9 protein-coding genes, 15 tRNA genes and 2 rRNA genes are annotated in these 13,615 nt (G+C 43.8%); 2 read left to right on the top strand and 24 right to left on the bottom strand.

All coding sequences use genetic code 11. From position 1 onward, the window contains the following. Positions 1-151 precede the first annotated feature (151 nt). Positions 152-1,990, top strand: coding sequence for a transglycosylase domain-containing protein (locus ABE41_RS03080; RefSeq protein ID WP_066286397.1), 1,839 nt, complete (start codon positions 152-154; stop codon positions 1,988-1,990). Positions 1,991-2,207: 217 nt separating this feature from the next. Here ABE41_RS03080 and ABE41_RS03075 read toward each other — a convergent pair whose 3' ends face one another. The 5 genes from ABE41_RS03075 to queG form a co-directional block, all read right to left on the bottom strand. Next, positions 2,208-2,765, bottom strand: a complete 558-nt coding sequence (locus ABE41_RS03075) for a DUF5366 family protein (RefSeq protein WP_083207626.1) — start codon at positions 2,763-2,765, stop codon at positions 2,208-2,210. Positions 2,766-3,252: 487 nt separating this feature from the next. Then, the gene (trmL, locus tag ABE41_RS03070) at positions 3,253-3,726 is read right to left on the bottom strand and encodes a tRNA (uridine(34)/cytosine(34)/5-carboxymethylaminomethyluridine(34)-2'-O)-methyltransferase TrmL (protein ID WP_066286395.1); all 474 of its coding nucleotides are present in this window, start codon (positions 3,724-3,726) and stop codon (positions 3,253-3,255) included. A gap of 86 nt (positions 3,727-3,812) precedes the next feature. Continuing rightward, positions 3,813-4,697: an amidase domain-containing protein gene (locus ABE41_RS03065; RefSeq protein ID WP_066286391.1), complete on the bottom strand. Its 885-nt coding sequence runs from the start codon at positions 4,695-4,697 to the stop codon at positions 3,813-3,815. 67 nt (positions 4,698-4,764) lie between these two features. Then, positions 4,765-5,301, bottom strand: a complete 537-nt coding sequence (locus ABE41_RS03060; RefSeq protein WP_066286387.1) for a methylated-DNA--[protein]-cysteine S-methyltransferase — start codon at positions 5,299-5,301, stop codon at positions 4,765-4,767. Positions 5,302-5,360: 59 nt separating this feature from the next. Continuing rightward, complete coding sequence (queG, locus tag ABE41_RS03055) at positions 5,361-6,524, bottom strand: tRNA epoxyqueuosine(34) reductase QueG (RefSeq protein WP_066286385.1); 1,164 nt, start codon at positions 6,522-6,524, stop codon at positions 5,361-5,363. 59 nt (positions 6,525-6,583) lie between these two features. Between queG and ABE41_RS03050 the strand changes: the two genes are divergently transcribed. Then, the gene (locus ABE41_RS03050; protein ID WP_066286383.1) at positions 6,584-7,237 is read left to right on the top strand and encodes a B3/B4 domain-containing protein; all 654 of its coding nucleotides are present in this window, start codon (positions 6,584-6,586) and stop codon (positions 7,235-7,237) included. Between the two features lie 302 nt (positions 7,238-7,539). On the opposite strand, the gene ABE41_RS03045 is transcribed toward ABE41_RS03050, so the two are convergent. From ABE41_RS03045 to ABE41_RS02955, 19 genes are all read right to left on the bottom strand, one after another. After that, positions 7,540-8,226 carry a coiled-coil domain-containing protein gene (locus ABE41_RS03045; RefSeq protein WP_066286381.1) on the bottom strand — a complete coding sequence of 229 codons (687 nt, stop codon included), beginning with the start codon at positions 8,224-8,226 and terminating at the stop codon, positions 7,540-7,542. A 115-nt stretch (positions 8,227-8,341) separates the two neighbouring features. Next, a complete protein-coding gene (locus ABE41_RS03040) occupies positions 8,342-8,551 on the bottom strand; it encodes a hypothetical protein (RefSeq protein WP_066286379.1) in 210 nt (69 codons plus the stop codon). A gap of 128 nt (positions 8,552-8,679) precedes the next feature. Then, positions 8,680-8,764: transfer RNA gene (locus tag ABE41_RS03035), tRNA-Leu, on the bottom strand. Positions 8,765-8,788: 24 nt separating this feature from the next. After that, a tRNA-Cys gene (locus ABE41_RS03030) sits at positions 8,789-8,863 on the bottom strand. A 14-nt stretch (positions 8,864-8,877) separates the two neighbouring features. Beyond that, positions 8,878-8,952: transfer RNA gene (locus ABE41_RS03025), tRNA-Gly, on the bottom strand. A 29-nt stretch (positions 8,953-8,981) separates the two neighbouring features. Continuing rightward, positions 8,982-9,056: transfer RNA gene (locus tag ABE41_RS03020), tRNA-Gln, on the bottom strand. Positions 9,057-9,065: 9 nt separating this feature from the next. After that, a tRNA-His gene (locus ABE41_RS03015) sits at positions 9,066-9,141 on the bottom strand. A gap of 16 nt (positions 9,142-9,157) precedes the next feature. After that, positions 9,158-9,231: transfer RNA gene (locus ABE41_RS03010), tRNA-Trp, on the bottom strand. Between the two features lie 27 nt (positions 9,232-9,258). Further along, positions 9,259-9,343, bottom strand: a tRNA-Tyr gene (locus tag ABE41_RS03005). Between the two features lie 82 nt (positions 9,344-9,425). Next, positions 9,426-9,501 (bottom strand) — tRNA-Thr (locus ABE41_RS03000). Between the two features lie 8 nt (positions 9,502-9,509). After that, a tRNA-Phe gene (locus tag ABE41_RS02995) sits at positions 9,510-9,585 on the bottom strand. Positions 9,586-9,629: 44 nt separating this feature from the next. Further along, positions 9,630-9,705, bottom strand: a tRNA-Asp gene (locus ABE41_RS02990). An 89-nt stretch (positions 9,706-9,794) separates the two neighbouring features. Then, a tRNA-Met gene (locus ABE41_RS02985) sits at positions 9,795-9,871 on the bottom strand. 161 nt (positions 9,872-10,032) lie between these two features. Further along, positions 10,033-10,108 (bottom strand) — tRNA-Val (locus ABE41_RS02980). A gap of 30 nt (positions 10,109-10,138) precedes the next feature. After that, positions 10,139-10,213, bottom strand: a tRNA-Glu gene (locus tag ABE41_RS02975). A gap of 28 nt (positions 10,214-10,241) precedes the next feature. Next, positions 10,242-10,333: transfer RNA gene (locus ABE41_RS02970), tRNA-Ser, on the bottom strand. Between the two features lie 4 nt (positions 10,334-10,337). After that, a tRNA-Asn gene (locus tag ABE41_RS02965) sits at positions 10,338-10,412 on the bottom strand. A gap of 9 nt (positions 10,413-10,421) precedes the next feature. Beyond that, positions 10,422-10,537 (bottom strand): 5S ribosomal RNA (gene rrf / locus ABE41_RS02960). A gap of 67 nt (positions 10,538-10,604) precedes the next feature. Beyond that, positions 10,605-13,543, bottom strand: a 23S ribosomal RNA gene (locus ABE41_RS02955). Positions 13,544-13,615 lie beyond the last annotated feature (72 nt).

Genomic DNA, 13,615 nt, shown 5'->3' with positions numbered 1-13,615 from the left:
ATTGGCTCCATCAAGTGTTAATCTACTCTATGCGAGGATGTCCGTAATCATTCTGTTTGAATAGTGATTTTTATTTGAAAAAGTGATAATTTGTATAAACCGTTTCATGGTAAAATATGTTTATCATTTGTTTTGAAACGGAGAAAGAGTCATGAATCCTAAGCTGGGTATCTTTGCTGTTTTTTTATTATTAAGTATGGTGTTTCTATCATTTGTCGGGTTGCGGAAGGAATACGAAAACTATATCCCTTTTCAGTCTGCTGTAGAAACACTCGGTGATGCAAATACCATCTCTCTCGAACAGAACAGCCGCCTTTTAGATATGAATGGCGGTCTTCTTTATGAGTTTAGAGGGAATGAAAGCCGCATTCATCTTACATACAAAGATATCCCGCTTACCGTCCTTCAGGCTTTCATTGCGACAGAAGATCAAAATTTCTTAGAGCATCATGGCATCGACGGGAAAGCGATCGCAAGAGCATTCATCACAAACTCTTCAGAAGGCGGCATCGAACAAGGCGGCAGTACAATCACCCAGCAGCTCGCCCGCAATCTTTTTCTAAATCATGAGCGTACATATGACCGGAAATTGAAAGAGCTTTTGATCTCTTACCGAATTGAACAGCAGCTTTCTAAAGAACAAATTTTGGAGCTATACATCAATGCTATTTATTTTCAGAATGGAGTATATGGCATTGAAAAAGCGAGCCTCTTTTACTTTAGTAAATCATCTAGGGAGCTTACTCTAAGCGAAACAGCACTTTTAGCTGCAATACCAAATAATCCTGTTCTGTATAACCCTATAAAAAACCTGGCTAACGCTAAAAAAAGACAGGAATGGATTCTGCTCAAGATGAAAGAGGAGGGCTATATCAATCAGCCGAAGTTTGAAGCTGCTATTAAACAACCGATTAATTTACAAGTTGCAAAGAGCGGCGTTCCCTTCCCAGAGATCGTAGGCTATATAAAAGATGAACTTCTGGAATTAATCGCATCTGCTCCTGAAAATAAAGGATTAAGTGCAGATGAGATGACGAAAAAGCGGGATGCTTTGTTAAGAAGTGGTGCAATAATTGAAACTTCACTAAATTCGAAGCTGCAGGTTGAAGCATTGAAAGCAGTTCAAAAACGACTTCTATATAAGGAAATTGAAGGTTCGGCCGTTGTAGTTGATCATGTTTCGAAAAAGATCGTTGCTATGATCGGCGGAAAAAATGTGGGAATGGAAGAGTTTAACCGGGCTTATCAGGCAAGGAGACAGCCTGGTTCATCCATTAAGCCTCTTCTTGCGTATGCCCCTTACATTGATGTGTTCAGTCTTGGATCGAATTCAATGATATCTGCAGCGCGAATTTGTGAAGGAAACTATTGTCCCAGCAATTATGGAGGTGCTTCATACGGAACAGTCTCCTTAAAAAAAGCGATGGCAAGCTCCATTAACACGGCTGCTGTCCGGGCAGTAAAGAAAATAGGCGTCGAGAGAGCCTTTACTTATCTGAAACCGTTTCAGTTTTCAGCGGTAGAACAGAAGGACCATCAGCTCGCTAGCGCACTTGGCGGATTTTCAAAAGGCTTTTCGCCCTTTGAGCTGACAAGTGCGTATACGGCATTCGCAAATAATGGAACTTACGTGAAACCTAGAATGATAACGTCTGTTAAAGATAAAAACGGAAATGTTTTATACGAGTGGAAGGAGCAGCCGGTTAATGTTTGGAAGCCGGAAACGAATGCTGTGATGAGGGAAATGCTGGCCGCGGTTACGATTTCTGGAACCGCAAGGGATGCACGGTTTCCTGGTTCAATGTACATAGGCGGCAAAACAGGAACTACAAACGATGTTAAAGATTTGTGGTTCGTGGGGCTGACTGACCGGTATACGGCAGGCGTATGGGTTGGCCGTGACAAACCTGAGAGTCTTCGCTCGATCGAAGGTTCCTCACCAGAAGTCATGATTTGGCGCGATATTATGATAAAAGCACATCAAAAATGAAAAAATGACCCTGCCGCTTAGTGAAGCAGCAGGGCTTTTGCTTTAAACGTGCTCTTGAATTTTAATAAACTCAGGTCAGTGGCGGTTGATTCCTTGCTTAATTAAAATAATCCCACGTAAAACGGGATTATTCCTTGCTTAATTTGAATAATCCCACGCTAAATGAAAAATAACCACGGGTCGACATTCTCCGACAAAAGTCACTCAGCCAAAACTATTATGTAATCGACGCTACAAATGCGTTATACAATCGCAAGAGAGTATATACAACAAGCAAGCCGAACCCTGTCCAGAAGAACAAATGCATAAAGACCATACCGATGATACCTGCCGTTGACAAACTCGATCCGACCTTCAAAAGAAAATAGAAGAAATAAACGAGAGCAGCCGCAATGAACACGATAAACATCAGAAATATGGAATGATTGAATACAATCGCAAGCATTCCCCCGCCAAAGAAAAACCAGCCGCCGCTTTTCCCTTGCTGCAGCAGAACACCTTCCGTATCTTTAGAAAAAAAGAACATGCTTAAATGAGTCAGTGCATCCGAGAAAAGTTTTAAAGCCGCAAAAACCATAAAGAATAATAAGAACAAACAAAAACCAACTGATAAATGAATCACATGGCTCTCAAATAATTCGAGCATCCCTTGGTAAACGCCAAAATATTTAAGCTTTTTAATAACAAGCCGTTCCAGGTAAATGGCGAATCCACAGCTAAATAAGATGATCGAAAATAACGGGAGGTAACCCGTCATATAAACGTTTTTCTTCATTCTGTTACTCATATCCCCCTCAATTTGTAAACTTTCGCAGAAATACATTCACATGAAAACCGTTTTCATTTATAATGGGGAGAGAGATTGGAAAGAATAAGACTACTTTCAAAGGAGGAGTTCAGATGGATTTTATCCTCATCCTACTCGTGATGCTCGCCTTCCTGACTGCAATCTTTACAGCAGGCTATAACGATCGTCCTGGAAAAAACTAATCCATAATACATATGGAAGCAAAAACGTCCCTCATTGATAAGGACGTTTTTTTATTTCCCTCTGTTTTTGGAAACTCTGTTGCTCTTGAAAGTGGTTAATTTCCGCTCCAGGATGCTCGCTTTCCGTGGGGCGGGCGGTGAGCCTACTGCCGCTTTGCGCCGTTAGTAGTCTCACCTGTCCCACTCGTCCCGCAGGAGTCTCACACCTTGCACTCCAATTAACTTGCCAATGAAGAGATTGATCTTAAACCAACAATCTTTTAGAGATGAACCTATTTTAACTCCCCGAAACTTTGCTGACGTAATGCTTCATAAATCAGAATTGCTGCTGTGTTTGATAAGTTCAATGAACGAATATGATCGTTCATTGGAATACGCAGACATCGATCCATGTTTGCATCAATTACTTCCCTTGGCAGTCCCTTCGTTTCTTTTCCAAATACAAAAAAGACATCTTTCTCAGAATCCGAATAATCGAAATCAGAATACGTCTGTTCTCCGAATTTCGTTATATAATAAAATTCGCCTGCCGGATATTCCTTATAAAAAGCATCCAATGAATCATGGTGATGAATTTTAACGTGTTCCCAATAATCAAGACCTGCACGCTTTAAGTACTTGTCTTCTAAAGAAAAACCCAATGGATGAATCAGATGCAAGTGTGTACCTGTACCCGCGCATGTACGTGCGATATTTCCTGTGTTCGCAGGAATCAATGGTTCATATAAAACAACATGTATAGCCAAGAAAGTTCACCTCAAAAACAATATTCCAACAAGTACTTATTATAGCACTTTTTCAGGAATATCACTCTAGCTGGCGAGCTTTACTCTTATAGAATATGAAAAAATTTATACTGAATTCTTTTCGTATATGCTGTTGAATCCTCATAGCCCCAATAACGCATTCTGCTGTTGGTTGTATGAGCATTTACAAGAGGTTCTCCCGACGGATCTTTAGCAACTACAATCGTCGTATGCTGATAATGCCCATCACCGTCAAAATCATAGCAGATAACGTCACCAGGCAGTAAAAGGTGGGCAGCTGATTTCTCTTGAGCCTGCAGGCTTGATTTCGAACCGCTTAAGTACCATCTTAACGCATTTGCCACCGACCAGCTGTAGCTCCAGGAATTGTTCCTCATCCACCAGCCTTTTGACTTAATGGATTGCGGGGTCATTGGAATTCCACCTGCATGAATACTTTGTGAGATATAGTTGGTGCAGTCATTCTCAAATGATTTATAAGCAGGATTATACGTATTCCACCAGCGTTCCGCATACCGTACGGCTGCCAGCCTGTCATAACCGCCCTTTGTCGGTGCAATGGATTTATTCTCACGTTCGATCTTCGGCAGTTCCCGATAATTGCCTTCAGCATTAGCAGGCTCATCACTTTTCATTTCTCCATCTTGAAAAAAAATAGCACGCCTCTCCTGAGACATTTCCTCTACGTAAAAATCAAATCCATGTTTAATTAGAAAACTATAATGGACAAGATAATCCACATGGATTTTGTCTTCCGTTTCCGTAGTCCGCAATACACTTCCGTTCGCCTGATTATTAACGATAAATGCATTTCTATCGGTATACATTTGTTTTTTTCGCATAAAGCTTTCCTGTTCATCTTTTAAAAAGAAGCCCCTTCCATCTGCATCCGCATGTATCATCCATTGGGACTGATTTTGAATATATTGCTTTAGCGTCTCCATCCACATCAGACATACCTCCCTGCTTCTTTTAACATATGAGAGGTGTATAAAAAAAAAGAACCCTTGAAGGGCTCTATGATGTTTTCTTGCAGCTATTCTGTTCGATCGATAATAATATTTCTTTTTTGTCTAATCCTCCGCCATATCCTACAAGTGCACCATTGCTTCCAATAACGCGGTGACACGGAATAAAAACAGGTACAGGATTCTGGTTATTCGCACTGCCGACAGCACGAACAGCCTTTGGTGCACCGATTCCTTGAGCCACTTCCTTATAAGAACATGTTAGTCCATATGGAATGCTCGTTAGCTGGTTCCAAACTTTTTTCTGAAATGCCGTACCAAACAAATCATAGCGGATGTTAAACTCGTGCAGGTTGCCTGCAAAATAAGCATTTAATTGGTGAACAGCATCTGCTAGATATTCAGGAGAATGAATAAGTTCCCCTTTAATAAAATGCTTAGCCATCCAAGAACGTAAAGATGGAAGGTTATCCTCCATTGAACCAAAATCGAGACGGCAGATTCCGTTCTCCGTTGCAATGATTGTTAACGGTCCGATTACGCTTTCCATTTCTTCATAATAGAGTAACGTTTTAATCTGACACATAATTATCCCTTCTTTTCATTACTTGACCTTACTATATCGGACACTTTAAAGATATGCGATTACGAAATTTCTTGATTTCGAAGCATTTTAAGTCCTTTATCTATCTCTAGCGCCACTAAATCGTCTTTTTCGCGCTCTTTTGCTGATGAAAGTTCTAATTCTGCTTCATGTCCGCCTATTTTACCAATTGCCCAAGCAGCAGTCCCTCTTATAACAGGTCTTGGATCATTTTTTAATAAGTAAACTAAATCAGGTATTGCAGCTTCTTCTCTAAAATGGGCCAATGCTATAATCGCATTTCTCTGAATTGGTTTCTTACCTCTCCAGCTTCCGGAAACATGCCCGAATTTTTCTTTGAAATCTCTATTGCTCATCGTCAATAAAGGCTGTAAAAGAGGCTTTGCAATTTCAGGATCCGGCTCCATTTCTGCATGGTGATGAAAATCTTTCCCTTTGTTTTCGGGACATACAGTCTGACATGTATCACACCCATATAAACGGTTGCCTAGCTTTTCTCTGTATTGATCCGGCAAGAAATCTTTAGTCTGGGTTAAGAACGCGATACACTTTGATGAATCGAGCTGCCCTCCCTGTACAAGTGCACCTGTGGGACATGCCTCTACACATTTATTGCATGAACCGCATTGATCTTCCATTGGTGTGTCTGCCGGAAAGGCGATATTAGTAATCATTTCGCCAAGATACATATAGGAGCCAAATTCAGGTGACATAATCGCACAGTTTTTGGCACTCCATCCAATCCCAGCTCTTTGAGCCACAGCCCGGTCGGACAGTTCACCTGTATCAACCATAGATTTTATATTAGCATCTGGAACTCTCTCTATAATAAAGGCCTCAAGCAGTGCAAGCTTTTCTCTTAATATATGGTGATAATCCTTACCCCATGATGCTCTGCAAAAAATACCTCTTCGCTCCCCTTTAATACTTTTCGGAGCATTTTTCATTTTGGAGGGATATGCGAGAGCGATCGAAATGATGCTTGAAGCTCCTGTTAGAAGCCGTTCAGGCTCTGTTCTTTTGTCAATGTCCTTCTCTTCAAATCCTGATTGGTATTGAAGATCTTGCTGAATCCGAAGTCTTTCTTTTAACTCAGCAAAAACATCAGCATCAGCGAAGCCAATTTTATCTATTCCGATTTCTTTACTATATGCAACAATCTCTTCTTTCAACTGGGCACCTGTCACGCATATCCCTCCTTTCATATTTATTTTCAATCTTTATGGTAAACTACATATATATATTTAAGAAACGGGGTTCACTTATGATAACAATATCGGCAAAAATAAAGGAACTTGTCCCGCAGTTTAAAATAGGCACAATTACATACCATGATATCGCGATTAGCGAGTCTCCGCAAATGATAAAAGGCAGATTCCAGCTATTTCTAGAATCCTTAAAACTGGAAGGCAAAACAGCTGCTGATTACCCAGGTGTAGCCGAATACCGATCTGTATTTAAAAAGCTTGGCACAGACCCATCACGGTACCGCCCCGCGTCAGAAGCACTGCTGCGCCGTGTGTTAAGCGGCAAAGATCTCCCAGCTATCAATTCAGGTGTAGACGTTAATAATTTCTTCTCCATTCGATTTGCTATACCAATCGGACTTTATAACCTTGATAAAATTGAAGGCGATGTGGAAGTAAGGATCGGCGGTGTTGAAGATACATATGAAGGACTAAACGGCCGAGAGATGAATATGGAGGGGAAACTGCTGTCTGCAGACTCGATCGGAGCGTTTGGCAGCCCTATCGTCGATTCTAAGCGGACGATGGTGGATGAGAGCGTTAGGAATGCGATGCATATCGTTTATTTGCAGCCATCTATGGATGAAAGTGAAGCTCGTGAAATGTTGGAGTCGATGGCTAAAATGTTCACACAGGTGAATGGCGGGACGGCTGAGATTCAGCTGATTTAAACAGGTGTTTAAATTATGAGGCTGGAGTGTCGAATTCTGTAGCTTCATCAATATAATAAGGGTTTATGTCAATATATCAATGGCTTTGGTGAATATAATGAGTGATTTAGTGAATATATCATGTGGAAGTTTCAATAAACCATGTAAAATCCTCAATATTTTATTTAAAGCCCCAATCAAAAAAAATGCAGGGCTTCATTGAGTCAACGAAGCCCTGCATTAAAACCTACAACTAACTTGTTTTATATATAAGCAGCATGTATTGGATTTATGACAAGTTCTTTTAAAAAATTGATTCAATTTTACTCAACAAGTATATACTTTACAGACAAAGTTGCTTCAATTTCATCGCCTTCATCTAATTCAAACACATATTCAGGCAAGTAAAAATCATCACCTTTACCTAAGATGATATTTACTTTTGCTCCGCCGTTCACAAAATAATTTCCTGATCCCCTGTTCGGTTCAACTTTGTATCGGCCCGGTGGTATATCTTTTCCGGCTATAAAAACTCCAGCAACTAACACTCTCGGCTCTTTCTTTTTGATAACAATACCTTTTGTGATTTTGTCGAGTTCTTTTTGTTTATCAGAAATATGCTGGTTAAGAGCTTTTATCTCTTCATCTTTTTCTTCAACTTGTTGTAAAAGTGAATCATAATCCTTCTGAACATCATCTCTTTGATTAATTATACTTGTAACTTCCTCATACTCAGAGTTCATTTGACTCAATTCTGCTTGTTTATTGCTCTGTTCCTCTCCTGCATCAGCTACTTTTTCTTCAATAACAGCCAGATCATTTTTCAAACTCTCTATCTCTTCATTAATCTCATAAGCCGTTATTTTTTTATCATCTAACAAAATAGAAGCTTTATTATAACCCCATGCATGTGCACAATACAAGCTAACCAAAACTAACACAAAGGTGATTGCCCCAAAATAAATCCATTCTTTTTTTAGCTTTTTAAAATCAAAAAATTCTTTAAACAAAACTTATTACCCCCTTCTAAAAAGACATCACTCCTTAAATTTATTTTCTTAGTAAAACTTTATGTCACGATTAAGGAAACAAAAAAAGCATTCCTACGTTTGTAAGAACGCTTGCTCATCTATAATTTCTAAAAAGAAAAAGAACTGAAATAATTAGGATTGTTATAAAAACAATGATAAGCCTCATGGAATAAAATATTTTACCTATCATGATTTCAATCACATTCATATAGCGGGCAATATCAGAAACTAAGAAAATTAAAGAGGTAATACAAACTGTGATTAAAACATAACCTATGATCGTCCCAAGCTGCACTCTATACATATGTTTCCCCCCCCTTATACTTAACTATTCAATGTACAAGAAAGAGGTTCACATCTGGGCATGAACACATTAAAAGGAAGATAAAAAAGCCAATGCCGTTTAGCATTGACTTAAAAGTTAGTATGTAATGGTACCGGTGGTCGGGGTCGAACCGACACTCCAGAAGGAACACGATTTTGAGTCGTGCGCGTCTGCCAATTCCGCCACACCGGCATTGTAAAGCTTTTAAAACTTGTATGGAGGCGGCACCCGGATTCGAACCGGGGGATAAGGGTTTTGCAGACCCGTGCCTTACCACTTGGCTATGCCGCCAGATAAAATTCAAATGGAGCGGAAGACGGGATTCGAACCCGCGACCCCAACCTTGGCAAGGTTGTATTCTACCACTGAACTACTTCCGCAAAAATATCTCATTCATAAATATAAAAAATGGCTGGGCTAGCTGGATTCGAACCAACGCATGACGGAGTCAAAGTCCGTTGCCTTACCGCTTGGCTATAGCCCAACACATAAATGGGGCGGACGAGGGGAATCGAACCCCCGAATGTCGGAACCACAATCCGATGCGTTAACCACTTCGCCACGACCGCCACAATATAATTTAAATGGCAGGGGCAGTAGGAATCGAACCCACACCAAAGGTTTTGGAGACCTTCGTTCTACCGTTAAACTATGCCCCTGTAAGGATAAATATGTTTATAAATAAATGGTGGAGGGGGACGGATTCGAACCGCCGAACCCGGAGGGAGCGGATTTACAGTCCGCCGCGTTTAGCCACTTCGCTACCCCTCCACAAAATGAAGACAGGTTCTATTGTAAGTTATTTACGACCTATTTTCAATACGTTTTTTATTCCAATTAAGGAAGAAAAAACTGGTGCCGGCTAGAGGACTTGAACCCCCAACCTACTGATTACAAGTCAGTTGCTCTACCAATTGAGCTAAACCGGCAAAAAAAATGGTGGCTCGAGACGGAATCGAACCGCCGACACGAGGATTTTCAGTCCTCTGCTCTACCGACTGAGCTATCGAGCCAAGAGTTAAATCTCTTGAATGTAAAAACCACCAGAAAATAAAAATGGCGGACCCGACCGGGGTCGAACCGGCGATCTCCTGCGTGACAGGCAGGCATGTTAACCACTACACCACGAGTCCATGTTCATAAATAAAATTGGTTGCACCCTATGGGCACTCCAGATATTTCATGGTCAAGAAGAATCTCGACGTTTTTCATGAAATAATATTGGTTGCGGGGACAGGATTTGAACCTGCGACCTTCGGGTTATGAGCCCGACGAGCTACCAGACTGCTCCACCCCGCGATGATATAAAAGTTTCGGACGATGTATCCGAGTATGATATTGACTGTCTCTTCCTCTACATGTTTATCTTAGAAGCGTATCCACGAGACATGTCGTCGTGATTTCACAGAAGCTTACGCTCCATGCTCCACCCCGCGATGATATAAAGTATTAAAAGTTAATGGTGGAGGATGACGGGTTCGAACCGCCGACCCCCTGCTTGTAAGGCAGGTGCTCTCCCAGCTGAGCTAATCCTCCATATAATATAAAGTTGGTTATGTATAAAAATGGTGACCCGTACGGGATTCGAACCCGTGTTACCGCCGTGAAAGGGCGGTGTCTTAACCGCTTGACCAACGGGCCAGTGTTTAAAGTTAGAGAGGTATGTATCTGGCGGAGAGCAAGGGATTCGAACCCTTGATACGGGGTTGACCGTATACACGATTTCCAATCGTGCTCCTTCGACCTCTCGGACAGCTCTCCAATATGGCTCCACAGGTAGGACTCGAACCTACGACCGATCGGTTAACAGCCGATAGCTCTACCACTGAGCTACTGTGGAATATGTATGGCTCAGCGACGTCCTACTCTAACAGGGGGAGACCCCCAACTACCATCGGCGCTGAAGAGCTTAACTTCCGTGTTCGGTATGGGAACGGGTGTGACCTCTTCGCCATTATCACTGAACCAATTATATAGAGAGTATGTTCTCTCAAAACTAGATACGACGTTTCCAAACGTTTCGTGCAATTTTAAGGATAAGCCCTCGACCGATTAGTATCTGTCAGCTCCACGTGTCGCCACGCTTCCACACCAGACCTATCAACCTCATCATCTCTAAGGGGTCTTACTCACTTAACGTGATGGGAAATCTCATCTTGAGGGGGGCTTCATGCTTAGATGCTTTCAGCACTTATCCCGTCCACACGTAGCTACCCAGCTATGCCCCTGGCGGAACAACTGGTACACCAGCGGTGTGTCCATCCCGGTCCTCTCGTACTAAGGACAGCTCCTCTCAAATTTCCTGCGCCCGCGACGGATAGGGACCGAACTGTCTCACGACGTTCTGAACCCAGCTCGCGTACCGCTTTAATGGGCGAACAGCCCAACCCTTGGGACCTACTTCAGCCCCAGGATGCGATGAGCCGACATCGAGGTGCCAAACCTCCCCGTCGATGTGGACTCTTGGGGGAGATAAGCCTGTTATCCCCAGGGTAGCTTTTATCCGTTGAGCGATGGCCCTTCCATGCGGAACCACCGGATCACTAAGCCCGACTTTCGTCCCTGCTCGACTTGTAGGTCTCGCAGTCAAGCTCCCTTGTGCCTTTACACTCTGCGAATGATTTCCAACCATTCTGAGGGAACCTTTGGGCGCCTCCGTTACTGTTTAGGAGGCGACCGCCCCAGTCAAACTGCCCGCCTGACACTGTCTCCGAACCGGATCACGGTTCAAGGTTAGAATTTCAATACAGCCAGGGTAGTATCCCACCGACGCCTCCACCGAAGCTGGCGCTCCGGCTTCTCAGGCTCCTACCTATCCTGTACAAGCTGTACCAAAATCCAATATCAAGCTGCAGTAAAGCTCCATGGGGTCTTTCCGTCCTGTCGCGGGTAACCTGCATCTTCACAGGTACTATAATTTCACCGGGTCTCTCGTTGAGACAGTATCCAAGTCGTTACACCTTTCGTGCGGGTCGGAACTTACCCGACAAGGAATTTCGCTACCTTAGGACCGTTATAGTTACGGCCGCCGTTTACTGGGGCTTCAATTCAGAGCTTCTCCCGTAAGGGATAACCCCTCCTCTTAACCTTCCAGCACCGGGCAGGTGTCAGCCCCTATACTTCACCTTGCGGTTTCGCAGAGACCTGTGTTTTTGCTAAACAGTCGCTTGGATCTATTCACTGCGGCTCTCTCGGGCGATAAACCCTATCAGAGCACCCCTTCTCCCGAAGTTACGGGGTCATTTTGCCGAGTTCCTTAACGAGAGTTCTCCCGATCATCTTAGGATTCTCTCCTCGCCTACCTGTGTCGGTTTGCGGTACGGGCACCTCTTTCCTCCCTAGAGGCTTTTCTTGGCAGTGTAGGATCAGGGACTTCGGTACTAAAATTTCCCTCGCCATCACAGCTCAGCCTTCACGTTGGACGGATTTGCCTATCCAACAGCCTAACTGCTTAGACGCACTATTCCATCAGTGCGCTCACCCTACCTTACTGCGTCCCCCCATTGTTCAAACGGAAAGGAGGTGGTACAGGAATATCAACCTGTTATCCATCGCCTACGCTTTTCAGCCTCGGCTTAGGCCCCGACTAACCCTGAGCGGACGAGCCTTCCTCAGGAAACCTTAGGCTTTCGATGGACAAGATTCTCACTTGTCTTTCGCTACTCATACCGGCATTCTCACTTCAAAGCGCTCCACCAGTCCTTCCGGTCTGACTTCACTGCACTTCGAACGCTCCCCTACCCCTGTACCTAAAGGTACAAGCCATAGCTTCGGTGATACGTTTAGCCCCGTTACATTTTCGGCGCAGAGTCACTCGACCAGTGAGCTATTACGCACTCTTTAAATGGTGGCTGCTTCTAAGCCAACATCCTGGTTGTCTGGGCAACTCCACATCCTTTGCCACTTAACGTATACTTTGGGACCTTAGCTGATGGTCTGGGCTGTTTCCCTTTTGACTACGGATCTTATCACTCGCAGTCTGACTCCCGCGGATAATTCTCTGGCATTCGGAGTTTGACTGAATTCGGTAACCCTGTGGGGGCCCCTAGTCCAATCAGTGCTCTACCTCCAGGAATCTTGCCGCGAGGCTAGCCCTAAAGCTATTTCGGGGAGAACCAGCTATCTCCGTGTTCGATTGGCATTTCACCCCTACCCACACCTCATCCCCGCACTTTTCAACGTGCGTGGGTTCGGGCCTCCATTCAGTGTTACCTGAACTTCACCCTGGACATGGGTAGATCACACGGTTTCGGGTCTACGACCACGTACTATGTCGCCCTATTCAGACTCGCTTTCGCTGCGGCTCCGTCTATTCAACTTAACCTTGCACGGGATCGTAACTCGCCGGTTCATTCTACAAAAGGCACGCCGTCACCCGTTAATGGGCTCCGACTACTTGTAGGCACACGGTTTCAGGATCTCTTTCACTCCCCTTCCGGGGTGCTTTTCACCTTTCCCTCACGGTACTGGTTCACTATCGGTCACTAGGGAGTATTTAGCCTTGGGAGATGGTCCTCCCGGATTCCGACGGGGTTTCACGTGTCCCGCCGTACTCAGGATCCACTCAGGAGGGAACGAAGTTTCAGCTACAGGGCTGTTACCTTCTTTGGCAGGCCTTTCCAGACCGCTTCACCTACTTCGTTCCTTTGTAACTCCATGTAGAGTGTCCTACAACCCCAGAGGGCAAGCCCTCTGGTTTGGGCTGTTTCCGTTTCGCTCGCCGCTACTCAGGAAATCGCATTTGCTTTCTCTTCCTCCGGGTACTTAGATGTTTCAGTTCCCCGGGTCTGCCTTCTCATACCCTATGTATTCAGATATGGATACCATCCCATTACGGATGGTGGGTTCCCCCATTCGGAAATCCCCGGATCAGTGCTTACTTACAGCTCCCCGAGGCATATCGGTGTTCGTCCCGTCCTTCTTCGGCTCCTAGTGCCAAGGCATCCACCGTGCGCCCTTTCTAGCTTAACCTTATATGATGTTTACACATCAAAGATTCTTGCTTTGGCGCAGATAAATAATCTATCTGCCTTGCATTACTTT

The sequence above is a fragment of the Fictibacillus arsenicus genome (genome assembly GCF_001642935.1).
GTDB classification, from domain to species: Bacteria; Bacillota; Bacilli; order Bacillales; family Fictibacillaceae; genus Fictibacillus; species Fictibacillus arsenicus_B.
Note: the sequence above shows the minus strand (reverse complement) of the source record. Positions and strands in the feature narration are given on the sequence as shown.

Bases quoted from the DNA above. Each gene is read 5' to 3' on its own strand.
- ABE41_RS03065 (WP_066286391.1), bottom strand. From the start codon at position 4,697: ATGTGGATGGAGACGCTAAAGCAATATATTCAAAATCAGTCCCAATGG.
- ABE41_RS03075 (WP_083207626.1), bottom strand. From the start codon at position 2,765: ATGAAGAAAAACGTTTATATGACGGGTTACCTCCCGTTATTTTCGATC.
- ABE41_RS03060 (WP_066286387.1), bottom strand. From the start codon at position 5,301: ATGTGTCAGATTAAAACGTTACTCTATTATGAAGAAATGGAAAGCGTA.
- ABE41_RS03080 (WP_066286397.1), top strand. From the start codon at position 152: ATGAATCCTAAGCTGGGTATCTTTGCTGTTTTTTTATTATTAAGTATG.
- ABE41_RS03040 (WP_066286379.1), bottom strand. From the start codon at position 8,551: ATGTATAGAGTGCAGCTTGGGACGATCATAGGTTATGTTTTAATCACA.
- ABE41_RS03050 (WP_066286383.1), top strand. From the start codon at position 6,584: ATGATAACAATATCGGCAAAAATAAAGGAACTTGTCCCGCAGTTTAAA.
- queG (WP_066286385.1), bottom strand. From the start codon at position 6,524: ATGAAAGGAGGGATATGCGTGACAGGTGCCCAGTTGAAAGAAGAGATT.